The following is a 23421-nucleotide window of genomic DNA, read 5'->3' on the forward strand; positions in this document are numbered from 1 at the left end:
CATGGCCAGACGGAACGACGCACATGGACGGCTGGATGACGCAGCCCGCGCCGGCTGGCTTTATTATGTCGCCGGCCGCACGCAGGATGAGATCGCCGCCGCCATGAGCATTTCCCGGCAATCGGCGCAGCGGCTGGTGTCGCTGGCCGTCGCCGAGCGGCTGATCAAGGTCCGGCTCGATCACCCCATCGCCGCCTGTCTCGAAAAGGCCGAACGGCTGAAAGAGAAATTCGACCTTAAATATATCGAGGTGGTGCCGAGCGATCCGGCCGGGGTTTCCTCCACGGTGGGGATCGCCGAGGCGGGCGCGGCGGAAATCGAGCGCTGGCTGAAAAATGCCGATCCCATCGTTCTCGCCATCGGCACTGGCCGAACACTCAAGGCCGCCGTGGATCAACTGCCGCCGATGGAGTGTCCGCAGCATCGCATCGTGTCGCTGACCGGAAATATCGGGCCGGATGGTTCGGCGGCCTATTACAACGTCATCTTCAGCATGGCCGATGCCATCAAGGCACGGCATTTTCCGATGCCGCTACCGGTCCTCTGCTCGTCTGCTGAGGAGCGTGAGTTGCTGCACGACCAGTCCATGGTGCGTTCAACGCTGGCGCTGGGTGCGGCCGCCAATGTCACCTTCGTCGGCGTCGGTGAACTCGGCGAAAATGCGCCGCTCTGCGTTGACGGGTTCCTCGGTGTCGATGAGATGAAGGCCCTGATGGCGAGCGGTGCGGTCGGCGAGATTTGCGGCTGGATGTATGATGCCAATGGCCACATCCTTGAGCACTCCGTCAACGAGCGGGTCGCCTCCGTTCCCATTCCGTCACGCGATACCTGCACCGTCATCGGCATGGCGCAGGGCGCCCGCAAGAACGCCTCGATTCTGGCGGCGTTGAAAGGTGGTCTGCTGAATGGCCTCATCACCGACGAAGCGACAAGTGAATATTTGCTCACGCATTGAGCAAAAATTAATTCATCAAAATCAATGGTTTGATTTTTCCATGTGCGCCGCAGCACAGGATGTTGCTTGACTTTTTTTGGCTGCGGGTGAGTAAATGCCCCAGAGCAAAGCGAATGCTCATAAATTTCTTCTGGGAGGAAGATATGACATTGAAGACCATTTTGCTGGGCGCATGCTCGGCACTCGCCTTTTCGACCCTTGCTTCCGCCGAAACGCTGACCATCGCCACCGTCAACAACGGCGACATGATCCGCATGCAGGGTCTGACCTCCGACTTCACCACCAAGAACCCCGACATCAAGGTGGAATGGGTCACGCTTGAAGAAAACGTCCTGCGCGAGCGCGTGACGACCGATATCGCCACCAATGGCGGCCAGTACGACATCATGACCATCGGCAACTATGAAGTGCCGATCTGGGCCAAGCAGGGCTGGCTGCTGCCGCTCGAAAAGCTTGGCGAAAAATACGACGTGGATGACATCCTGCCGGCGATCCGCGGTGGCCTTTCCGCCGAAGGCAAGCTTTATGCGGCGCCCTTCTACGGCGAATCCGCCATGATCATGTATCGCAAGGACCTGTTTGAAAAAGCCGGCCTGAAGATGCCTGACAACCCGACCTGGGAATTCATCGGTGATGCTGCCCGCAAGATTACTGATCGCAAGACCGATATCAACGGCATGTGCCTGCGCGGCAAGGCCGGCTGGGGCGAGAACATGGCGTTCATCAGCGCGCTCACCAACTCCTTTGGCGGCCGCTGGTTCGATGAGAACTGGAAGCCGCAGTTCGATCAGCCGGAATGGAAGAGTGCGCTTCAGTTCTACGTCGATCTGATGAAGGATGCCGGTCCGTCGGGTGCTTCCTCCAACGGCTTCAACGAAAACCTGACGCTGTTCCAGCAGGGCAAATGCGGCATGTGGATCGATGCCACGGTGGCTGCTTCCTTCGTGTCAAACCCGAAGGATTCGACCGTTGCCGACAAGGTCGGTTATGCGCTCTTCCCGACGCATGGCGAGCTGAAGAACCACGGCAACTGGTTGTGGTCCTGGAACCTTGCTATCCCGAAGAGCTCGCAGAAGGCGGATGCCGCCGAGAAGTTCATCTCCTGGGCAACCAGCAAGGAATATACCCAACTCGTCGCTGCCAAGGAAGGCTGGGCAAACGTGCCTCCGGGTACCCGCACCTCGCTTTACAAGAATGCTGACTATGAAAAAGCAGCCGCCTTCGCCAAGCCGACGCTTGCTGCGATGGATGCCGCCGACATCACCAAACCGACCGTAAAGCCCGTGCCTTACACCGGCGGTCAGTTCGTGGCGATCCCTGAATTCCAGGCGCTCGGCACCACGGTCGGTCAGCTGTTCTCGGCGGTCGTTGCCGGCCAGTCCAGTGTCGAAGATGCGCTTGCCAGCGCCCAGTCGACAGCGACGCGTGAAATGACCCGCGCCGGTTACATCAAGTAATCCTCCTGAAGATCGCTGTCCGGCGCCAATGCCGGGCAGCGAACCTTGGGGGCGCAAGCTGCGAGCTGCGCGGCGGCCTTTAAGCCTTTCAAATCAAAACTGGAATGAGCCGGTTCTTCCGGATATGCCGGGCGCATATCGTGATGCCCGAGCCCATGGGGAGGTTAGTGCAATGGCAACACGAAACACGAGCGGTCTGGCGCGGGTTATGCTTGCGCCTTCGGTGCTGCTTTTGCTGGTGTGGATGATCGTGCCCCTGGCGATGACGCTGTGGTTCTCGTTCCAGAACTACAATCTGCTCAACCCTGCCAATGTCAGCTTCGCGGGCCTGTTCAATTACCAGTATTTCTATACCGATCCGGCCTTCTTCCAGTCGATCTGGAATACGCTGCTGATCGTCGGCGGCGTGCTGGTGATCACCGTCGTCGGCGGCATCGCCATTGCGCTCTTGCTCGACAATGACATCTTCGGTCAGGGCATCGTGCGCATCATGATCATCTCGCCCTTCTTCGTCATGCCGCCTGTTGCGGCGCTGGTGTGGAAGAACATGATCATGCATCCCGGTTACGGCGTGCTTGCCGATCTGTCGCGCTTCTTCGGCCTGCAGCCGGTCGACTGGTTCGCGCAGTTTCCGCTGCTCTCCATCATCATCATCGTCGCCTGGCAATGGCTGCCCTTTGCAACGCTGATCCTGCTCACCGCCCTGCAGTCGCTCGATGGCGAGCAGAAGGAAGCGGCCGAGATGGATGGCGCCAACTTCATCAACCGCTTCATCTACCTGACGCTGCCGCATCTTGCCCGCGCCATCACCGTCGTCATCCTCATCCAGACGATCTTCCTGCTCGGCGTTTACGCGGAAATCCTCGTCACCACCAATGGCGGCCCGGGTTATGCCTCCACCAACCTTGCCTTCCTCATCTATCGCACGGCGCTTCTGGGCTACGACGTCGGCGGCGCATCGGCCGGTGGCATCATCGCCGTCGTGCTCGCCAATATCGTCGCCATCTTCCTGATGCGCGCCGTCGGCAAGAACCTCGACCGTTAAGGAGAAGCGATCATGGCCCGCAAGACAACGACACGCGCAAAGATCGGCTTCACCATCGCGGCATGGGCCGTGGCGCTTTTGCTGTTCTTCCCGATCCTTTACGCCTTCCTCACGTCGATCAAGACCGAGCCGGAGGCGATCGCAGGCTTCAGCCTCATTCCCTCGGGCACGCTCGAAAACTACATCACCGTGCAGACCCAGCGCGATTACTTCAAGCCGTTCATGAACTCGGTCGTGCTGTCGCTCGGCTCGACGATCATCGCGCTCATGATCGCCATTCCCGCCGCCTGGGCCATGGCATTCTCGCCGACCAAACGCACCAAGGACATTTTGATGTGGATGCTCTCCACCAAGATGATGCCGGGGGTGGCGGTGCTGGTGCCGATCTACCTGATCTTCCGCAATGCCGGCCTGCTCGATACCCGCATTGGGCTGACCGTCATGCTCACCTTCATCAACCTGCCGATCGTGGTGTGGATGCTTTATACCTACTTCCGCGAAATCCCCGGCGAGATCCTGGAAGCAGCCCGCATGGATGGTGCCTCGCTCTGGAACGAGATCGTGCATGTACTGACCCCAATGGCGGTTCCGGGCATTGCCTCGACGCTGCTCCTGAACGTCATTCTTGCCTGGAACGAATCCTTCTGGACCATCCGGCTGACGACCACCAATGCGGCACCGCTGACGGCCTTCATCGCCTCCTTCTCCTCACCGCAGGGGCTGTTCTGGGCCAAGCTCTCGGCCGCCTCGATGATGGCGATCGCCCCCATTCTCGTCATCGGCTGGTTCTCGCAGAAACAACTCGTGCGTGGCCTCACCTTTGGCGCCGTGAAATAAGGAACGACAATAATGGGCAGCATTTCCCTTCAGAACGTGTCCAAGCTCTTCGGCGAGGCAAAAGTCATCCCGTCGATCGATCTCGATATCAACGACGGCGAATTCGTCGTCTTCGTCGGCCCCTCTGGCTGCGGCAAGTCGACGCTTCTGCGGCTGATCGCCGGGCTGGAAGACGTCTCCGGCGGCAAAATCGTCATCGACGGCAACGACGCCACCGAAAAGGCACCGGCCGAGCGCGGCCTTGCCATGGTGTTCCAGTCCTATGCGCTTTATCCGCATATGAGTGTCAGAAATAACATCGCCTTCCCGCTGAAGATGGCCAAGCTCGACAAGGCGGTGATCGACAAGAAGGTCGAAGACGCCGCCCGCATTCTCAACCTCACCGATTATCTCGAGCGCCGGCCCTCGCAGCTGTCCGGCGGCCAGCGCCAGCGCGTCGCCATCGGCCGCGCCATCGTGCGCGAACCGAAGGCGTTCCTGTTTGACGAGCCGCTCTCCAACCTCGATGCGGCGCTGCGCGGCACCATGCGGCTGGAAATCTCCGAGCTGCACAATACGCTGAAGACGACGATGATCTATGTCACCCACGATCAGGTCGAGGCCATGACCATGGCCGACAAGATCGTGGTGCTGAACCGCGGCAATATCGAGCAGGTCGGCTCGCCGATGCAGCTTTACAAGACACCGCGCAACCTCTTCGTCGCCGGCTTCATCGGCTCACCGCGCATGAACCTCATCACCGGCGACTTCGCCCGCCAAAAGGGTGCCACCACTGCCGGCGTGCGGCCGGAGCATCTGGTGCTGTCGAAGGAAAGCGGGCTGTGGCAGGGCAAGGTCACCGTTGCCGAACATCTCGGATCGGATACCTTCCTGCATCTCGAGGTATCAGGCATCGGCCCCATCACCGCCAGAACCGACGGTGAATTCGAATGCAAACACGGCGATACCGTCTTCATCACGCCTGACGATACCAAGATCCACAGATTCGATGACAAGGGCATCGCGATCTAGGGGGAGGCAACTCCGAAAGCACTGCCGCCTGATTGTCTTATGGCGCCGGGCGGTGCTCCGACAGGCCGATTGCCCGGCAAGAGGGCGATCTGCACGACCAACGTTTCCCCTTCGAGGATCGTGACATGACATGCAAACTCTCCCTCGCCACGCTTGATGAAGCGAAAAAAACGGCGGCGGTTCCGGCCTATTCCCGGAACGATCTGTCCGCCGGCATCGTGCATTTCGGCGTTGGCAATTTCCACCGCGCCCATCAGGCGGTCTATCTTGATGACCTGTTCAACACCGGTGCGGACCACGACTTCGCCATCATCGGCGCCGGCGTTCTGCCTTCCGATGCCACGATGCGCGAAAAACTTGCCGCACAGGATTTCCTGACCACTGTCGTCGAGCAGGACAATAATCGCACCGGTGCGCGCGTCACCGGGCCGATGATCGACATTCTGAAAGTTGGCGATACCCAGGCCATCATCGATACGCTTGCCGATCCGAAAATCCGCATCGTTTCGATGACGATTACCGAGGGCGGTTATTTCATCGATGCCTCCGGCTCCTTCAATCCGCAGCATCCGGCCATTGCCGAAGACGGCAAGAACCCGTCCGCTCCGAAAACCGTGTTCGGTTTCATCGTTGCCGGGCTGAAGGCGCGGCGCGATAAGGACCTGCAGCCCTTCACCGTCATGTCCTGCGACAACATTCCCCACAATGGCAAGGTGACGAAAAACGCGGTGGTCGGGCTGGCAGCGCTCTCCGACCCGGCCTTTGCCAACTGGATCGGCGAAAATGTCGCCTTTCCGAATTCCATGGTCGACCGCATCACCCCCGCCACCGGCGAGCGTGAACGCAATATCGCCCGTGACGATTTCGGCATCGAGGATAATTGGCCGGTCTTCTGCGAAGAGTTCAAGCAATGGGTGATGGAGGATAATTTCCCCGCAGGCCGTCCGGCGCTCGAGAAAGCGGGCGTCCAGTTCGTCAAGGATGTTGCGCCCTACGAGCACATGAAGATCCGCATCCTGAATGGTGGCCACGCGGCAATCGCCTATCCGGCAGCGCTGCTCGACATTCATTTCGTGCATGAGGCGATGGAGCATCCGCTGATCCGGGCGTTTCTGGCCAAGCTCGAAAAAGACGAGATCATCCCGGTCATTCCGCCGGTACCTGACACCGACCTCAACGACTATTTCGGGCTGATCGAGCGCCGTTTCCTCAACCCGAAGATTGGCGATACCATTCCGCGCCTCGCGCAGGATGGTTCCAACCGCCAGCCGAAATTCATCCTGCCCTCCACTTTAGATCGGCTGTCGCGCGGCGAGGATATCGTCGGGCTGTCGCTGGTTTCGGCCCTGTGGTGCCGTTATTTCTACGGCACGTCGGACAGCGGCAAGGAAATAGTCTTCAACGACGCTAGCGCCGAGCGACTGCAGGCTGCCGCCATCAAGGCCAAGGATGACCCGGTGGCCTTCCTTGCCCTCGACGACATCTTCGGGGAGGTTGCCGAATCGGCGCTTTTCCGTAAACGCTTCTCCCATGCACTGACGACGCTGTGGCAAGAAGGCACGGCGAAGACCTTGCAGCTTTATCTGGATGACAAGCTGGCTGAAAAGTGACGTGAGATGCGAGACGGGACCGGACCTCTGCTGATTTTCGATTGCGACGGTGTTCTCGTCGACAGCGAGCCGGTCTCGATTGCGGTGCTTCTCGACATGCTCTCCCATCTCGGCGTGACGATGGGGGAGGAAGAGGCTTATGAGCGCTTTCTCGGCCGCAGCGTCGCCAGCATGACGACGACCCTGTTCGAGGAGTACGGTGTCGAAACCGACATCGATTTTCTCGACCATATGCGGGCGACGCTGTTCGAACGCTTCCGCACCGAATTGAAGCCGATCGACGGTATTGCCGAGACGCTAGATGAGCTTCTGCCGCTGAAGCGCTGCGTCGCCTCCTCCAGCCAGCCGGAGCGCATCCGTTATTCGCTGGGGCTGACGGGCCTGATCGACAAATTCGAGCCGCATGTCTTCAGCGCCACCATGGTGAGGAACGGCAAGCCGGCCCCCGATCTCTTCCTGCATGCGGCGCGCTCTATGGGGGTCGAGCCGCGTCAGTGCATCGTGATCGAGGATAGCCCGGCCGGCATTGCCGCCGCAAAAGCGGCCGGCATGGGCGTTTTTGCCTTCACCGGCGGATCGCATGCGCGCTTCCCCGCCTTCCGTGAAAAGATCGCTGGTCTCGGGGCAGATGCCGTGTTTGACGCGATGCCGGATTTGGTCCAACTTGTCGGCAGCTATGTGGGGAGGGGCGGTTTTGACGGCCAGGTGGAACGTGACGCAGGCTGAAGCTGATCTTGCCTGCCGCCGCCGGGTCGCTCCGCCAGGGATGGAATTGCAGTCTTGATGCGTCAAAATCTCGTCGCTGTCGATGTCGGTACGGCGAGCGCCCGGGCCGGGATTTTCGATCCAGCCGGCCGGCTGCTCGCGCGCTCCATTCATCCCATCCTCATGCAGCGGCCGCGTGAAAACCACGCCGAGCACGATTCCACCGATATATGGAATGCCGTCTGCATTGCCGTGAAGGCGGCGCTTGCCGATGCCGGCGTGCTGCCGCAAAGCATTGCCGCCATTGGTTTTGACGCCACCTGCTCGCTGGTCATCCGCGATGAGCGGGGGGAGCCGGTTTCGGTTTCCACGACCGATGACGACCGTTTCGACACCATCGTCTGGCTTGACCACCGCGCCATCGGCGAGGCCGACCGGCTGACGGCCTCGGGCCATCGGGTGCTCGATTTCGCCGGCAACAGCGTCTCGCCGGAAATGCAGATGCCGAAGCTGATGTGGCTGAAGACGCATATGCCGCAAAGCTGGTCGCGCATGTCCTTCGCCTTCGATCTCGCGGATTTCCTGACCTGGAAGGCGACCGGCTCGGCACAGCGCTCCAATTGCACGCAGACGGCGAAATGGAACTTCCTGGCGCAGGAACATCCCGGCTGGCAGGCGGATTATCTGGCCTTTGCCGGACTGGACGACCTGAAGGAGCGGGCAGGCCTGCCTGAAACTACCGTCATGCCGGGCGGCGCCATCGGCCCGCTTTCGCCCGAGGCCGCCGCAGAACTTGGTCTCGATACCGGCTGCCAGGTGGCGGCGGGCATGATCGATGCCTATGCCGGTGCGCTCGGGGCTCTGGGTGGATGCCTTGCCGAGGATGTCGGTAAACATGTCGCGCTGATCGCCGGCACGTCGAGTTGCCTTGTCGCCATGTCCACGCAGCCGATGCCCGGCCGCAGCCTGTGGGGACCCTACTGGCAGGCGGTGCTGCCTGGCCACTGGCTGGTGGAGGGTGGGCAATCGGCTACCGGCGCGCTGCTCGACCATATCGTGCGCATGCATGCGGCGGGTGGCGAGCCGGATACGGCGTTGCATGCCCGCATCGTTGCGCGCGTCACTGAATTGCGCGAACTGGAGGGGGAGGCCTTTGCGGACCGGCTGCATGTTCTGCCTGACTTCCACGGCAACCGTTCGCCGCTTGCCGATCCGCATGCGGTCGGCGTCGTCAGCGGGCTGACGCTCGATACCTCCTTCGACAGTCTCTGCCGTCTTTATTGGCGCACCGCGATCGCGATCGCGCTCGGCGCGCGCCACGTGCTCGATGCCATGGAGCGTTTCGGTTATGCGGTGGAAACGCTGCATGTTACCGGCGGGCATGTGAAGAACCCGCTGTTGATGGAGCTTTACGCCGATGTGACGGGCAAGCGCATCGTGGTTCCCGCGACCGCCGATGCGGTGCTGCTCGGCACGGCGATGACGGCGGCGACGGCCGGGGGCGTGCATGCGAGCCTGGCGGCGGCAGGGGCCGCCATGTATCCGGGCAATGCGGAAATCTCGGGCAATCCGGCGCTGGCGGCGCATTACGAGCGGGATTATCGCCGTTTCCTCGCCATGTACCGGCATCGCCAGGAACTGGAAAGTCTTTGATTTATTAGATTGGAATTATGGCTGGCGGCTGCCGCCTGTTTCTTCTCCCCGGCGGCGAGAAGAAACAAGTGGTAGCCGCTCGATCCTGTCGCCCTGAAGCGCAATCAGCTGCGCAGTGAGCGCTTCAGGGCTGCTAGGTTCTTCACCCGGGCCTTGCCGGCGTCGTCCGCCCCGGCGCTCAGCGCGCAAAGGGTGAATTCCAGCAGGGAGACCAGTTGCAGCAGGCCCTGGCCGCCATTCTGGCTCTGCGGCATGGCAAGACAGAGATCGACGCTTTCCGGTCCCCATTCGTAAAAACGGGTGGTGATCAGAAGGGTTCTGTAACCGCCCTTACGGGCCGTGGTCGACAGGCGCTGCAGGGGCAACAGGTTGCCGCCGCAATCCATGATGACGAGCAACGTGCGCGCGGGGTCGTAATCCCACAGGGCGACATAGGCGGCATTGTCGCTGCCGAGATAGTGAATATGGCCCCGGCACTCTAAAAGCCGCCCGTAAAAATGCCGGCCGGCATCAAGCCCTTCCGGAGAGGTCGCCAGACAGACATCGTCCGCCGAGGTGATCTCGTTCATGGCAAGACGCCAGATCGTCTGGGTGGTCATGTCGAAGGCGGTCTGGATCGCCTGGATCTGCTGCGACAGAAGCTGTGAGAACGGGTTGGAATGCCGTTCGCCGCCTTCGGCCGTCACCGGCTGGTCTGCGCCGACGGTTTCTTCCGCGTGGCGCAGGTCGGCACGGATATCGCTGAATTGCCGGTATCCCAGAGAACGCAGGAAACGGCCGACCGTCATCGGGCTGAGGCTGAGCTTGGCGGCCAGCGTCTGTGCCGTCTCAAACGGCAACTCGTCCAGATGTTCGATCAGATATTTGGCAATCTTGCGCTCGGAAGGGGTGCCTGCCTTCATGGCGCGCGTCAGGTTCAACAGCAGCTTTTCCACCAACGCCTCTTTTATTTTATAATTATTGAACGGTGATGCATTCGCGCGCCCGTGCAAGCGTGCGAACCACGATTTGACGGTGGAGACGAGCTTTCCCGGCCATGTCCTCCACCGGACCGGAATGCGAATTATCGTAGATGGTTTATTATATTTTAGAGCTATCTTTTATTCAAGGGAAATTCCATTTGCGGTTTAACTCCCCCCAGCGGGCGTCACGCCCTGTCTTGCGGAGTGAACGGCCAGCGCCTATCTCGGTGTTGAAAGAGTTTCAACGCCAGAGGCGTCAAGGGAGTTCCGAATGATATTTGATGCGGCGCGGTTGGCATTTGGCAATCTCTTTGCCGCCGAGACCCGGTCGGTATTCTGGAAGGTGCTGGGGCTGACGTTGCTGGTGCTGGCGGCGCTTTGGTTCGCCATCCGCTCCATCTTCATCTATTTCGCTTTGCCCTGGATCGATACGCTTATCCCCGGCGTGCCCGATTGGGCCGGCTGGCTGAGCTTTGTTTTCGCCATTTTCGCCGGCATCGGGCTTGCCTTGGCGCTGGCGTTGCTCATTTCGCCGGTCACGGCCGTCATCGCCGGCCTGTTTCTTGATGATGTCGCCGACGTGGTGGAGAAACAGAACTACCCGGATGACCCGCCCGGCAAGGCAATGCCGATCGGCGAAGCCGTGCTGTCATCGATCAAGTTTTTCGGCGTCGTCATTGCCGGCAACCTCGTAGCACTTTTGCTGCTGCTGGTGCCGGGCGTCAATCTCATCGCGTTTTTTCTGGTGAACGGTTATCTGCTCGGCCGGGAATTTTTCGAGTTCGCGGCCATGCGTTTCCGCTCGCCCGCTGACGCCCGGTTGTTCCGGGTGAAACACCGCACCACGGTGTTCATGGCCGGGCTGGTGATTGCGGCATTCCTGGCGGTGCCGTTCCTGAACCTGCTGACGCCGCTTTTCGCCGCCTCGCTGATGGTGCATCTGCACAAGGCCGTCAGCCGGCGCGATCCCTCATTCGCCGCCGGCGGCACCGAACAGCTGCGCGGGTAGTTCCACCAGCGGGGCTGGAATATCGAAGGTCTTTTCCGGCGATTTGCAGATATCGGCAATCACGCAGCGTTCGCATTCCGGCTTGCGCGCCTTGCAGCAATAACGCCCATGCAGGATCAGCCAGTGATGCGCATGGAACAGATATTGTTCGGGGATGATGCGGACCAGCCGGTCTTCTACCTCGTCAGTGGTTTTGCCGGGCGCAAGACAGAGCCGGTTGGCAATGCGGAACACATGTGTGTCCACTGCAAGCGTCGGCACGCCGAAGGCCATCGACATCACCACATTGGCCGTCTTCCTGCCGACCCCCGGCAGGGTCACCAGCTCCTCGCGGGTTTTTGGCACCTCGCCGCCGAAATTGTCGATCAGCATCTGCGATAGCGCGATGACGTTTTTTGCCTTGTTGCGGTAGAGGCCGATGGTCTTGATATGGCCGATCAGTTGTTCCTCACCGAGCGCCAGCATTTTTTCCGGCGTATCCGCCACCTTGAACAGGGCGCGGGTCGCCCGGTTCACACCGACATCGGTCGCCTGCGCGGAAAGCGCCACGGCTACCAGCAGGGTGAAGGGATTGGTGTGTTCCAGCTCGCCTTTCGGCTCTGGCCGCTGGATGGAAAAACGGCGGAAGATTTCGGTGAGTTCGTCCTTCGAATAGGCCGTTTTCACCCGCACGGGTTTGCGCCGCTGCGCCGGAATTGACTTTTTCAATGTTTGGGTGCTGGATCGTTTCTTGGCGACTGTCATGCACTATCTATAGCCAGCGCGGCCAAAGGAAAGCAACGTGGATACGCTCAACGACCAGCCGATTTTCGCGGCGGAACTCGTTCCGCACCGCTCGCTTGGCCGAAGGGGTTTCCGGCTGCTTCTCATCCTCACCGGATTTGCCTGCCTCATCTATGGCGGCTTTTTCCTCGCCACAGGTGCGTGGCCTATCGGCCTGTTTTTCGGGTTGGATTTCCTGCTGCTTTATATCGCCTTCCGCGCCAATTACCGGGCGGCGAAGGCACGCGAAGAGGTGAGCGTGTCGCGCACCAACCTGTCGATCCGCAAATTCTCACCCGCCGGGCGCATGGTGGAATATCGTTTCAATCCGTTCTGGGCGCGCTTCCGGGTGAGGCGGCATGACGAGATCGGCATCGTTTCCATGCATGTGACGGGTGAGGGCCGGGCGACCGATATCGGCTCGTTCCTCAACCCGGATGATCGCGAAAGCTTTGCCAAGGCCTTCGGCGGTGCGCTGGCGACGGTGCGGCGGCGGATGTGAGTGGGTCAGGAAGTGTCGAGGCGCGGTGGTCTCCTTCCTTCATCCCTGTGCTCGTCACCGGGATCCAGCCAGCCCAAGTCTTTGGGCTGAGAAGAGTTCTTCGCCACGCGGGCGCGTGTCCGCTGGATTTCTGTGACGAGCAAAGGAATGAGGGTAAGTGGGTGTTCCGGCTAACGAACATTCCTTGTGTATCGTGATGCCGCGCAAGAAACGGGTGGAGACCGGCGCGCTTTAGTGGTTTTCTCTTACCCGTTAGGAGACATGCGATGAACGCCAATATCATGCTGAACGAAGACATCACCCCCATCGGCTCGGATTACGATACGGTGCGCGGGGTTATCGAGCTTTTGACGCTGGATTATCGCGAACAACCCTCCCTCGAAGCCATCGCCGCCAGGCTCGGCCAGTCGCCGACGCAATTGCAGAAGACTTTTACCCGCTGGGCCGGTCTTTCGCCCAAGGCCTTCCTGCAGGCCGTGACGCTCGATCATGCCAAGCGGCTGCTGCGCGAAGAGGACCTGCCGCTGCTTGAAACATCGATCGAGGTCGGCATGTCCGGGCCTGGCCGCCTGCATGATCTGTTCGTTACCCATGAGGCCATGTCGCCCGGCGAATGGAAGGCGAAAGGCGGCGGGCTGACGATCCGTTATGGCTTTCACGCCTCGCCCTTCGGGCTTGCGCTGGTCATGATCACCGATCGCGGCCTTGCCGGCTGCGCCTTTGCCGATCCGGGCGACGAAAGAGCCTGTTTCGAGGATATGGCCGGCCGCTGGCCGAATGCGGATTACGTCGAGGATCGCGAAGCGACCGCGCCCTACGCCGCGCGCATCTTCGAACCTGCCATGTGGACGGCGGACAAGCCGCTGCGTGTGGTTTTGCTCGGCACGGATTTTCAGGTGCGGGTCTGGAAAAGCCTCCTGAAAATCCCGATGGGCCGCGCCGTCACCTATTCGAACATTGCCTGCGATATCGGCCAGCCCACCGCATCCCGCGCCGTGGGAGCCGCAGTCGGGGCAAACCCGGTCTCGTTCGTTGTTCCCTGCCACCGTGCGGTCGGCAAAAGCGGAGCTCTGACGGGTTATCACTGGGGCCTGACGCGCAAGCGGGCGATGCTGGGATGGGAAACGGGGAAGGCGTGATCGGGTCTGAATTGTCTTTGCCGATCTCCTTGGGATCGGTTATTCTTGACCCATGAAAAGCACGATTGAACTTTCCGACGATATTAAACGCCGGCTGGATATCTTGGCTGAGCGCTCGAATTCGACACCAAGCCGCATCATAGAAGATGCGCTTTCACATGGACGTTCTCTGGCCTGGCAAGAGAAATGGACGAGCGGCGTGAGGGCGGGCTTGGCAGAGGCCGATGCAGGGGAGTTTGTCACTGAAGAAGAGATTAACGACGTTTTGAATAAATATGCCAAGGCCTGAAACGCGTGCGGTTGATTTGGACGCGCCGTTATCTCCGGGAGCTTGACGCCATAGGCGTCTATATTGCCGAACGCAATCCGCGCGCGGCGGCAAAAGTCGTTAGAGCAATTCACCAGACCACGGCACGTCTTTTATCCGATAATCCTCATCTAGGGCGCAGCGGAGAAATCGAAGGGACCAGAGAGTTGGTTGTTCCCGGGCTTCCATACATCGTCGCGTACCGCGTTACGGAAGAACAGGTCGACATTGTGTTCGTGCAACACGCCGCCCGCGAATGGCCTGACGACGCTTAAACCAGTTCCATCAAAGCCCGCGCCGCCGCCTCGTCGGTGATCAGCGTATTGCAGCCGATGCGCTTGATCGTGGCGCGGATGGCGATGGCGCGGTGGGCGCCGCCGGAGGCGAGCACGATGTGTTTGGCCTTGCGCAGCGTGTCGAGATCGATCGCCATGGCACGCTGATTGATCGGATGATCGACAGAGCGGCCTTCGGCATCGATGAAGTTGAACATGGTGTCGCAGACGCAGCCGGCATCGACGAGTTCGCGCAGCGTCTCCCTGGAGATGAAACCTTCCGACAGCGAGGTGGAATGCGGGCCGATATCGCCGCAGGAAACGATGGCGAGATCGAGTGTTTCGGCGAGATCGTAAAGCGTCGCGAGCCCGCATTTTTCGATCAGCGCCCGTTTGGTCTCAACGGAATCCACCAGCAACGGCGCGAGGAACATGTAACATTCCGCCCCGAGCGCGCTTGCCAGCCGCCAGGTGTAATCAAGCGGATTGGTCTGGTGCACGGCGACGATACCGCCGAGCAGTGAGACGACCTTGCAGTTTTCCCGCCGCGGCGGGCGGAAACTGGAGAGCGAGGCAGTCATGGTGCGCCCCCAGCCGACGCCGATGGTGGCGCCGTTCGGCACCACTTCGGAGAGGAACTGCCCGAGGGCGAGGCCGACGGCCTTGGCGGTGCCTTCCGCGCTTGTCTTGCTGGCGGTAGATGGGCTGGCGGTAGATGGGCCGGCGGGAGACGGGCCGGGCGAGGGGATGATGACGGCCTCATCAAGTCCGTAGGCTGCCTCCAGCTGGCCGGCCAGCGAGACGAAATCCTCGATGCCCTCATTGATCCAGATCTGCACTTCGGAGCGTTTCATCGCCTCGTCGAGCAGGCGGATGACGGTGGAACGGCTGATCCCGAGTCTTTCGGCGACATCCTTCTGCGTCATGCCCTGGTTATAATAGAGCCATGCCGCGCGCAGCCTCAGCGAAGCCGCTTCCGAATAGGTCGTATGGGTCTCTCTTCTCAGTTTCGCCACGGTTTTCGCCATTCCTTATGTGCGGTCGAGTATCGCAGGCATGAAACTTATGTCAATTGCGATGCGCAAATGTCTTGACTTTCGACCGCGCCGCTTGCGATAGTCGGAGCCGGACAGAACCGTGATTTCGGCCTTGGGCGCACCCCTGGTGCGGGAACGAAAAGACGGCTGAGCAAGTTTACCAGAGATCATGAAGGATCATTCGCCATGACGTCCAAACTCGAACAACTTCGCGCCATCACCACGGTCGTTGCCGATACCGGCGACATCGAGGCGGTAGCACGCCTGAAGCCGGTGGATTGCACCACCAACCCGACCATCGTTCTCAAAGCGCTCGGCACGCCGGCCTTTGCCGATGCGGTGAAGGAAGCTGTCGCCTGGGGCAGGAAGCAGGGCGGCCAGTCCGACGCCGTCGTTGCCGCCGTTGCCGACCGTCTGGCGATTTCCGTCGGTGCAGCTCTTGCCGGTCTCGTTCCCGGCCGTGTGTCGACCGAGGTCGATGCCGACCTGTCCTTCGACACGCAGGCTTCCATCACCAAGGCACGCCACATCATCGCCTCCTATAAGGAGCGCGGCATCGAGCGTGAACGCATCCTCATCAAGCTGGCCTCCACATGGGAAGGCATCAAGGCTGCCGAAGTTCTGCAGTCCGAAGGCATCGACTGCAACCTGACGCTGCTGTTCTCGCAGGCACAGGCGATTGCCTGCGCCGAAGCCAAGGCTTTCCTTATCTCGCCCTTCGTCGGCCGTATCCTCGACTGGTACAAGAAATCGACCGGCGAGACCTACACTGCCGAGACAGATCCGGGCGTCGTTTCGGTGCGCAGCATCTACAATTATTACAAGGCGAATGGCATCGGCACCGTTGTCATGGGCGCCTCCTTCCGCAATGTTGGCGAAATCGAAGCGCTGGCCGGTTGCGACCGCCTGACGATCAGCCCGGCGCTGCTCGAAGAGCTGGACAAGGACAATGGCAAGCTCGAGCGCAAGCTTTCGCCTGACAATGTCAAGGCCGAGGCGCTGCAGTCGCTCGATGAAAAGGCGTTCCGCTGGGCGATGAACGAAGACGCGATGGCAACCGAGAAGCTTTCCGAAGGCATCCGCCTGTTCGCCAAGGATCTGGTTACGCTGCGCGAGATGGTCCGCAAGGAGCTGACGGCCGCTGCCGCCTGACAAAAAAAGGGGGGAACCATCTGCGTTCCCCTCGCGTTTACCAGACATAATCTCCAGTCAATTGAAACGCGATCGGGCCCCTGCCGGTCGCGTTTTTTTGTGCCCTTCAGACGTTTCCCGTCACCACTTCTGAGATGCGTTTTGCCGCATCGCGGATCAGCTGTTCGCAAGTCTCGCGCGTCGGGGCCGTGCCGCCGAGCGTGGTAATATAGGGGCAGGTGATGACGGCGAGTGCGGTGCCGTCCAGCGTCAGAATCGGGGCGGAAATGTTGCGCACGCCCGCCGTCTGCAAGCTGTCCATGGATTCAAAACCGTTGCTGCGCACCTGCCGCAGCCGCTCGGCAAGGTCCGCCGGCACGGTCTCGCCGCTGCCGCGCACCTGTTCGGTCATCATGATCTCGCGCTGCGCCTCTGTCTGGAAGGCCAGAAGCACATGGCCGGAGCCGGTGTGGAACAGGCTCATCTGCGCGCCGACCCGCATGGACATGGCCCAATAGGTGGCGGATTCCTGCTGGGCGATGACAACGACGCTGCCGCGGTCATAAACGGCAAGGTGACAGGCCTGTTCGGCGCTTGCGGAGAAATCCCGCATCACAGGTGCGGCGAAGGACACGAGCCGGCGGATCGGTGCATGGAAATGCGCCAGCCCGAACATTTTCAGCGTCAACGAAAACCGGTCGCCGTCGAGCCGCTGCACGTAACCCCGGCGCACCAGACGGTCCAGCATGCGGTACAGTTCGTTGGGGCTTTTGCCGATCGCCTTGGCGATCTCGATCTGCGTCAGCCCGCCATCCGTGCGGGCCAGAAGCTCGAGAATGTCCAGGCCCTTGTCGAGGGCGGGGGCGCGGTATCTTTCGCTGTCGTCGTCGGTCATCTGGCCTCAATGGTGTTTCTGATGCGTGCCGGGCGGGGGTGCCTTAAAATATGGTTGCCCGATACCCCACATCCGCGCAAGTTTGCTTGACGCCATATGAATACCGCGTTTACATATGAATTGTCGATCCATATTTGAGATCACTGAAATTCAACGGCTCGGCCACGCTGGCGGTCGGCTTTAGCGGGAGGCTATTCATGGTGCAGGATTTTAACGGCCGGACAGTGGTGATCACCGCCGCCGGTCAGGGTATCGGCCGGGCGACGGCGGAGCGTTTCATATCGCTCGGCGCGCGCGTCATCGCCACCGATATCAACGAGCAGGCGCTTTCCACCCTGAAGGGTGCGGAAACGCGGGTTCTAAACGTGCTTGACGGTGATGGCGTCGAGGATTTCGCAGCCGATATCGGCCATGCCGACGTGCTGTTCAACTGCGCCGGCTTCGTCCATTCCGGCACCATTCTCGATTGTGAAGAGAAGGACTGGGATTTCTCCTTCGACCTCAACGCCAAGGCGATGTATCGCACCTGCCGCGCCTTCCTGCCCGGCATGCTGGAAAAGGGCAAGGGCGCGATCGTCAACATGTCATCGGTTGCGTCAAGCGTGAAGGGCGTGCCGAACCGTTTCGCCTATACGGCTTCCAAGGCGGCCGTGGTGGGTCTCACCAAGGCCATCGCCGCCGATTTCGTCACCAAGGGCATTCGCTGCAACGCCATTTGCCCCGGCACGGTCGATAGCCCGTCCTTGCATGACCGCCTGCGCGCCACCGGCAATTACGAACAGGCGTTGGCGGATTTCATCGCCCGCCAGCCGATGGGCCGCATCGCCACACCGGAAGAAATCGCAGCGCTCGTCACCTATCTCGCTTCCGACGAGGCAGGTTTCACCACCGGCCAGATTCATGTGATCGATGGCGGCTGGACGGGCTGATTATCGGTATGGGAAAGAGAAAAGGCGACCGGTGAAAACCGGTCGCCTTTTTCGTTCAGACGATGGCGCTGCCGGCCATCAGTGCAAGCACGAGGAAGACCAGGAAAATCACCACGGCGATGAAGAACAGAATACGGGCCACGCCCGCCGCCGCCGCGGAAATGCCGGTAAAGCCGAATACGCCTGCGATCAAAGAAATAACGAAGAAAATAAGAGCCCACTTCAGCATGGCGCTTCCCCTTTTGCATAATTTGCCAAGCCCGCCGCCCCGCGACAGGCTCAGCAAAATGACGCGCAAAAGGCGAAAATGTTCCACACGCCCGCAAAAATCGTTGTTCTCGAGCGTGTCCAGCAAAAGTGCGTTAGCGGTTTTGCGTCTGCAAAAAAGCAAAGAGATAGAGCATTTCAGGTGAACCGGCTTTCACCGGAAATGCTCTAGAAGCCTGTTTCCCTTGCCGCGTCCGTCCGCCGGGCCTTCCAGGTGGTGCGGATGAAGGTGGCGACGAAAGCAAGGCTCATGAACATCACGATGGTGGGAGCCGGCGCACTGTCGATCAGGAAGCTCACCCATATGCCCGAAAGCGATGAGGCAACCGCCACCGCAATGGCCGCCAGCATCATGGCGGAAAACCGCCGGGTCAGCAGGAAGGCGATTGCGCCTGGTGTCACCAGCATGGCGACCGAGAGGATGATGCCCACTGCCTTCAATGCACCGACGACGGTGAGCGACAGAATCATCAGCAGGCCATAATGCAGCACGCGCACCGGCAGGCCGATGGCTTTGGCATGCTGCGCATCAAAGGCGTTGACCAAGAGGTCCTTGCGCAGGATGCCAAGGAACAGCGTGGCAAAAAGCGCGATCAGACCCGTCTCCAGCATGTCTTTGGGTGCAATGCCCAGCATGTCGCCGAAGAGAATATGGTCGAGATGCATGTCGCTCTGCACCTTCACATACAGCACCAGCCCCAGCCCGAACATGCCGGAAAAGACGATGCCCAGCACCGTATCTTCCTTGATGCGGCTGTTTTCCTTGATGAAACCGGTGCCGAGCGCACAGATCATGCCGGCGATGAAAGCGCCGATGGAGAGCGGTATTCCGGCGATATAGGCCACCACCACGCCGGGCAGCACGGCATGGGAGACCGCATCCCCCATCAGCGACCAGCCCTTCAGCACCAGAAAACAGGACAGCATCGCCATCGGCACCGCGATCATGAGTGTAATGACGAAGGCATATTGCATGAAGGGCAGCTGAAACGGCAGGATGGCGAGTTCGAGAGTGTCGCTCACGGCGTTTCCTCCAGTGCCTTGCGGGCCTTGGCGCGGGACGCGAGCAGGCCGTGCTTGGGCGCAAAAACGAAGGCGGCAAGGAAGATCGCCGTCTGCAGCACGACGATGACACCGCCGGTGGCGCCATCGAGAAAATAGCTGAGATAGGCGCCAACGAAGCTGGTGGCCGCACCGATGATCAGGCTCATCAGGATCAGCCGTTCGAAACGGTCGGTCAGGAGATAGGCGGTGGCGCCCGGCGTCACCACCATGGCGACAACGAGGAAGGCTCCGACCGTCTGCAAAGCGGCGACCGTGGAGGCGGCGAGCAGGGTGAAGAAGATCACCTTCAGCACTTCCGGTTTCAGCCCCACGGTGCGGGCATGGTTCTCATCAAAGAATACGACCATGAAATCGCGCCATTTCAGCGCCAGCACGAGGAGGCTGATGCCGCCGATCAGTGCCAGCTGGATGGTGTCTTCCGCCGTGATCGCCAGAATATTGCCGAGCACGATGGTCTGGATATTCACCGACGTGGGCGAGAGCGACACCATGAACAGGCCAAGCCCGAAAAACGAGGTGAAGATCAGGCCGATGATCGCGTCTTCCTTGAGGCGAGTCTTCTGGTTCAGGAACAGCATGGAACCGGCTGCAAGCCCGCCGGAAAGAAAGGCACCCAGCGAAAAGGGCAGGCCGAGCATATAGGCCCCGGCCACACCGGGGACGATGGCATGGGAAAGCGCATCGCCGATCAGCGACCAGCCCTTCAGCATCAGATAGGCGGAGAGAAAACCGCAGACACCGCCCACCAGCGCGCTGACCCAGATGGCGTTCAGCATATAGCCATAGGTGAATGGCTCAAGAAGGCTGTTTATCATCGGTTTTTTCTTTCGGAGGCTGTGCCTCATGCCCGTTCTGGCCATTCTTGCCGTAGATCACGAAGGGACGCTCGTCATCGGTAATCACCTTCACCCGGCGCGGATCGGCATCGTCATGCAGTTCCGCACCGCCCAGCACGAAGTGGCGCAGGCTGCCGCCAAAGGCCTTTTGCAGGTTCTCCTCGTTGAAGGTATCCGCCGTCTTGCCGGACGCCAGAACCGTGCCCTTGACGAACACGGCGCGGTCACAGAACTCCGGAACGCTGCCGAGATTATGGGTGGAGACAAGCATGACCCGGCCTTCGTCACGCAGCGCTTTCAGCAGCGCGACGATCTGCTCTTCCGTCGTCACGTCCACGCCGGTGAAAGGCTCATCCAGCAGGATGACCTGGCCTTCCTGCGCCAGCGCCCGGGCCAGAAACACCCGCTTCTTCTGCCCGCCGGAAAGTTCGCCGATCTGCCTCTTGCGATAATCGAGCATGTTGACGCGTTTCAGCGCCTCCTCGACCATCTGGTGATCGCGTTTCGACGGGATGCGCAGGAAATTCATGTGGCCGTAACGGCCCATCATCACCACATCCTCCACCAGCACCGGAAAACTCCAGTCCACCTCCTCTGCCTGCGGCACGTAGGCGACGAGGTTTTTCTTGAGCGCGTTCTTCACCGGCAGATCGAAAATCGAGACGGAACCGGCGGCCAGCGGCACAAAACCCATGATCGCCTTGAAAATTGTGGACTTGCCGGCGCCATTGATGCCGACAAGTGCAGTGATCGTTCCGCGGGGGATGGAAAAGCTGGCGTTTCTTAATGCGGTGTGGCCGTTGCGATAGGTCACTGTCGCATTTTGAACCGTCAGGCCGCCGCCGGATTTTTTACTGCCCATTCTCATGAAGACAGTCCCTTGGCGATGGTTTCGCTGGTCACGCACAGCAGGTCCAGATAGGTCGGAACTGGGCCGTCCGCCTCGCTCAGCGAATCCACATAGAGTATGCCGCCATAGGACGCACCGGTTTCCTTGGCCACCTGCTTTGCGGGATCGGCGGAAACCGTGCTTTCGCTGAAGATGACCTGGATATTGTGTTCGCGCATGGCGTCGATCACGCCGCGAACCTGTTGCGGCGTGCCCTGGCTATCGGCATTGACCGGCCACAGGAACAGTTCCTTCAGGCCGAAATCACGGGCGAGATAAGAAAAGGCGCCTTCGCTCGTTACCAACCAGCGCTTGTTGTCAGGCAGAACGGAAAGCGCATCGCGGATCGGCTGCACCGTGGCCTTGATCTTGTCCGAATAGGCCTTGGCATTGGCGGTATAGACATCGGCATGGGCAGGGTCGATTTCCGCAAGGCCCTTGCGGATATTTTCCACATAGATCAAGGCGTTATCGGGCGACATCCAGGCATGCGGATTGGGTTTCCCCTGATAGGCGCCGCCGCTGATCGCCATGGGTTGCACACCATCGCTCACCGTCACATCAGGCACGCCGGAAAGATTGGCCAGGAATTTCTCGAACCACAATTCCAGATTGAGGCCATTGCGCAGCACCAGATCGGCCTTGCGGGCTTTGAGAATATCACGCGGTGTCGGCTGGTAATTGTGAATTTCCGCACCCGGCTTGGTGATGCTCTCCACATCCGCCGCATCACCCGCCACGTTGCGCGCCATATCGGCGATGATGGTGAAGGTGGTGACCACCTTCGGCTTTTCCTGCGCGACGGCAACACCCGGCAGGAAAAGCGAAAAAGCAAATAGGGCATGGCGGATTTTATGGAGATTCACGTCTGTCACCAATTTCTGTTGCGATTAACTCGCAATACCATCCGTTATGGAATCACAGATGTCAACGCTATTGCAAATCATTCTCAATTTAACTGATTTCGGAAATGTCCGAAATTGGTGCGTTTTTGGCCGGACGGAGGCAGCCCGGTTAAACTTTTTTCAATGAGAAAGCGGCACTATCGCAGGGCTCGGACAGCGTGGTCCGTGGCTTGTCCCGCGTGTGTTCCTCATCTTTCGAGCCACGGTCCGGGGCGAGGGCTTAAGGCGGGGTACTTGATGTCAGGATGTTGCGGGTGAAAGCTGTATTCGGACGAATGCGGTTTTCGCGCAAGCTCGTTATGATTGGAGGCGGGATCCTGCTTTTGGCGGGTGCGACCGGTTCTGCTGCCGTGTTCATCGGCAGCGATCGGCTGCTTGGTCCATCCTATGCTTCCAGCAACGGGCTTTCCTGCGACGCAGTCCAGACGGTCAACATCCGCAAGAACGGCGCCTTATGGGTGCGCAAATTCATCCGCACCGGAGGCGGAGACGGCCCTGAGCGGCTGAAGACCGCGCTTCGTGTTGCAAAAGCGGTCTACGACAAACAGAAACCCGATCTGGTGCAGGTTTCCGTGCTGGACAAGAACGGACCGCAGCTGCGCTCGGAAATGCGCGGCCGCGCCATTGCCGCGCAGGTGGTCTTCATTCCCGATCCGGCAAAAATTCCCGAAGGCGCCAACGCCCATCGTTATTCCGCCTTTTATTACGATGGCGCGGCCAATGGCAGCGGCCAGTTTTACGGCCTGCGCATCGATCTGCCACTGGAAGATACCGAAGCCATGGCCGCAAGCCTCAGCGATTCTGCCGATTGCGCCACCCCGGTCCTGGATGCCGGCTCTGAAGGTCACGAGGGCAAGGCACCAAAAGGTCACGGCGAAAACAAGGGCGCTGCCGGCGGCGAACACGGCGCCGCCCCGGCTGAGAGCGGCCATGGCGAAACGAGCCCGGAAACCAACGGCGAAACCCCGTCTCCCGAAGCCCATGGCGAACCCGTCACCGACGAGCTTCTGACCTCGACACCGGAAGCTGACAGCGGCAGCATCTTCAGCCTGTCCTATCTGAAATCATTGATCTTCGGAAAAGGCTCCACGACTGCGCAAGCGGCGGAGGAGAAGGCTGAGGCGGGTGAACCGAGTGGCGACAAGGCCAAGGCAGGGCATTAAGGGCGCCGGAATTCGGCGCAGGCCACACAATCCCGGAAGGTACTGGTGTCTTTCCTCATCCCTGTGCTTTTCACG

At 60.2% G+C, this 23421-nt stretch carries 25 protein-coding genes; 16 read left to right on the forward strand and 9 right to left on the reverse strand.

Annotated elements, in window-relative coordinates; translation table 11 throughout:
- The first annotated feature begins 1 nt into the window (after position 1).
- From ATU_RS20850 to ATU_RS20885, 8 genes are all read left to right on the forward strand, one after another.
- Positions 2 to 955, forward strand: a complete 954-nt coding sequence (locus tag ATU_RS20850) for a sugar-binding transcriptional regulator (RefSeq protein ID WP_010973858.1) — start codon at positions 2 to 4, stop codon at positions 953 to 955.
- 143 nt (positions 956 to 1098) lie between these two features.
- Positions 1099 to 2412: an ABC transporter substrate-binding protein gene (locus tag ATU_RS20855; RefSeq protein ID WP_010973859.1), complete on the forward strand. Its 1314-nt coding sequence runs from the start codon at positions 1099 to 1101 to the stop codon at positions 2410 to 2412.
- A gap of 172 nt (positions 2413 to 2584) precedes the next feature.
- Positions 2585 to 3457 (forward strand): carbohydrate ABC transporter permease, encoded by an 873-nt coding sequence (locus ATU_RS20860; protein ID WP_035257672.1) that lies wholly within the window; start codon positions 2585 to 2587, stop codon positions 3455 to 3457.
- A 12-nt stretch (positions 3458 to 3469) separates the two neighbouring features.
- Positions 3470 to 4294: a carbohydrate ABC transporter permease gene (locus tag ATU_RS20865; RefSeq protein ID WP_003510506.1), complete on the forward strand. Its 825-nt coding sequence runs from the start codon at positions 3470 to 3472 to the stop codon at positions 4292 to 4294.
- A gap of 12 nt (positions 4295 to 4306) precedes the next feature.
- Positions 4307 to 5305, forward strand: coding sequence for an ABC transporter ATP-binding protein (locus tag ATU_RS20870; RefSeq protein ID WP_010973861.1), 999 nt, complete (start codon positions 4307 to 4309; stop codon positions 5303 to 5305).
- A 125-nt stretch (positions 5306 to 5430) separates the two neighbouring features.
- Positions 5431 to 6915, forward strand: a complete 1485-nt coding sequence (locus tag ATU_RS20875; RefSeq protein ID WP_010973862.1) for a mannitol dehydrogenase family protein — start codon at positions 5431 to 5433, stop codon at positions 6913 to 6915.
- 6 nt (positions 6916 to 6921) lie between these two features.
- A complete protein-coding gene (locus ATU_RS20880) occupies positions 6922 to 7641 on the forward strand; it encodes an HAD family hydrolase (RefSeq protein WP_010973863.1) in 720 nt (239 codons plus the stop codon).
- 57 nt (positions 7642 to 7698) lie between these two features.
- Positions 7699 to 9273, forward strand: coding sequence for an FGGY-family carbohydrate kinase (locus ATU_RS20885; RefSeq protein WP_035257674.1), 1575 nt, complete (start codon positions 7699 to 7701; stop codon positions 9271 to 9273).
- 104 nt (positions 9274 to 9377) lie between these two features.
- On the opposite strand, the gene ATU_RS20890 is transcribed toward ATU_RS20885, so the two are convergent.
- Positions 9378 to 10211 carry a MurR/RpiR family transcriptional regulator gene (locus ATU_RS20890; RefSeq protein WP_046033718.1) on the reverse strand — a complete coding sequence of 278 codons (834 nt, stop codon included), beginning with the start codon at positions 10209 to 10211 and terminating at the stop codon, positions 9378 to 9380.
- Between the two features lie 295 nt (positions 10212 to 10506).
- On the opposite strand from ATU_RS20890, the gene ATU_RS20895 reads away from it, so the two are divergent.
- Entirely contained in the window at positions 10507 to 11244 is a 738-nt protein-coding gene (locus ATU_RS20895) for a sulfate transporter family protein (RefSeq protein ID WP_010973866.1), read from the forward strand.
- Here ATU_RS20895 and nth read toward each other — a convergent pair.
- Positions 11206 to 11988, reverse strand: a complete 783-nt coding sequence (gene nth, locus ATU_RS20900) for an endonuclease III (RefSeq protein ID WP_010973867.1) — start codon at positions 11986 to 11988, stop codon at positions 11206 to 11208. The two genes, ATU_RS20895 and nth, sit on opposite strands and share 39 nt — an antisense overlap.
- Positions 11989 to 12025: 37 nt before the next feature.
- On the opposite strand from nth, the gene ATU_RS20905 reads away from it, so the two are divergent.
- From ATU_RS20905 to ATU_RS20920, 4 genes are all read left to right on the forward strand, one after another.
- Positions 12026 to 12508, forward strand: coding sequence for a DUF2244 domain-containing protein (locus ATU_RS20905; RefSeq protein WP_010973868.1), 483 nt, complete (start codon positions 12026 to 12028; stop codon positions 12506 to 12508).
- 266 nt (positions 12509 to 12774) lie between these two features.
- A complete protein-coding gene (locus ATU_RS20910) occupies positions 12775 to 13647 on the forward strand; it encodes a methylated-DNA--[protein]-cysteine S-methyltransferase (RefSeq protein WP_010973869.1) in 873 nt (290 codons plus the stop codon).
- Positions 13648 to 13699: 52 nt separating this feature from the next.
- Entirely contained in the window at positions 13700 to 13936 is a 237-nt protein-coding gene (locus ATU_RS20915) for a CopG family ribbon-helix-helix protein (protein WP_010973870.1), read from the forward strand.
- Between the two features lie 5 nt (positions 13937 to 13941).
- Positions 13942 to 14229, forward strand: a complete 288-nt coding sequence (locus ATU_RS20920; protein WP_010973871.1) for a type II toxin-antitoxin system RelE/ParE family toxin — start codon at positions 13942 to 13944, stop codon at positions 14227 to 14229.
- Here the strand turns inward: ATU_RS20920 and ATU_RS20925 are convergent.
- The gene (locus ATU_RS20925) at positions 14226 to 15257 is read right to left on the reverse strand and encodes a sugar-binding transcriptional regulator (RefSeq protein WP_010973872.1); all 1032 of its coding nucleotides are present in this window, start codon (positions 15255 to 15257) and stop codon (positions 14226 to 14228) included. The genes ATU_RS20920 and ATU_RS20925 overlap by 4 nt on opposite strands.
- Before the next feature lie 195 nt (positions 15258 to 15452).
- Here ATU_RS20925 and tal point away from each other — a divergent pair, with 195 nt between their 5' ends.
- On the forward strand, positions 15453 to 16418 hold the full coding sequence (gene tal, locus ATU_RS20930; RefSeq protein ID WP_006309875.1) for a transaldolase: 966 nt from the start codon (positions 15453 to 15455) through the stop codon (positions 16416 to 16418).
- A gap of 106 nt (positions 16419 to 16524) precedes the next feature.
- Here tal and ATU_RS20935 read toward each other — a convergent pair whose 3' ends face one another.
- Complete coding sequence (locus ATU_RS20935) at positions 16525 to 17292, reverse strand: IclR family transcriptional regulator (RefSeq protein ID WP_010973873.1); 768 nt, start codon at positions 17290 to 17292, stop codon at positions 16525 to 16527.
- A gap of 197 nt (positions 17293 to 17489) precedes the next feature.
- Between ATU_RS20935 and ATU_RS20940 the strand changes: the two genes are divergently transcribed.
- Positions 17490 to 18221: an SDR family oxidoreductase gene (locus ATU_RS20940; protein WP_010973874.1), complete on the forward strand. Its 732-nt coding sequence runs from the start codon at positions 17490 to 17492 to the stop codon at positions 18219 to 18221.
- A 55-nt stretch (positions 18222 to 18276) separates the two neighbouring features.
- Here ATU_RS20940 and ATU_RS20945 read toward each other — a convergent pair whose 3' ends face one another.
- The 5 genes from ATU_RS20945 to ATU_RS20965 all read right to left on the reverse strand — a co-directional run bounded on the left by ATU_RS20945 (position 18277) and on the right by ATU_RS20965 (position 22144).
- Positions 18277 to 18450, reverse strand: a complete 174-nt coding sequence (locus tag ATU_RS20945) for a DUF1328 domain-containing protein (protein ID WP_010973875.1) — start codon at positions 18448 to 18450, stop codon at positions 18277 to 18279.
- Between the two features lie 206 nt (positions 18451 to 18656).
- Complete coding sequence (locus ATU_RS20950) at positions 18657 to 19511, reverse strand: metal ABC transporter permease (RefSeq protein ID WP_010973876.1); 855 nt, start codon at positions 19509 to 19511, stop codon at positions 18657 to 18659.
- Positions 19508 to 20368: a metal ABC transporter permease gene (locus ATU_RS20955; RefSeq protein ID WP_010973877.1), complete on the reverse strand. Its 861-nt coding sequence runs from the start codon at positions 20366 to 20368 to the stop codon at positions 19508 to 19510. Before ATU_RS20955 ends, ATU_RS20950 begins: the two co-directional genes overlap by 4 nt.
- On the reverse strand, positions 20349 to 21257 hold the full coding sequence (locus ATU_RS20960; RefSeq protein WP_035257679.1) for a manganese/iron ABC transporter ATP-binding protein: 909 nt from the start codon (positions 21255 to 21257) through the stop codon (positions 20349 to 20351). Before ATU_RS20960 ends, ATU_RS20955 begins: the two co-directional genes overlap by 20 nt.
- A complete protein-coding gene (locus ATU_RS20965; RefSeq protein ID WP_035257772.1) occupies positions 21254 to 22144 on the reverse strand; it encodes a metal ABC transporter substrate-binding protein in 891 nt (296 codons plus the stop codon). The genes ATU_RS20960 and ATU_RS20965 overlap by 4 nt, the downstream gene beginning before the upstream one ends.
- A 284-nt stretch (positions 22145 to 22428) precedes the next feature.
- On the opposite strand from ATU_RS20965, the gene ATU_RS20970 reads away from it, so the two are divergent.
- Positions 22429 to 23346 carry a hypothetical protein gene (locus tag ATU_RS20970; protein ID WP_236762319.1) on the forward strand — a complete coding sequence of 306 codons (918 nt, stop codon included), beginning with the start codon at positions 22429 to 22431 and terminating at the stop codon, positions 23344 to 23346.
- Positions 23347 to 23421: the final 75 nt, after the last annotated feature.

Source organism: Agrobacterium fabrum str. C58 (assembly GCF_000092025.1).
In the GTDB taxonomy this organism is placed as follows: Bacteria; Pseudomonadota; Alphaproteobacteria; order Rhizobiales; family Rhizobiaceae; genus Agrobacterium; species Agrobacterium fabrum.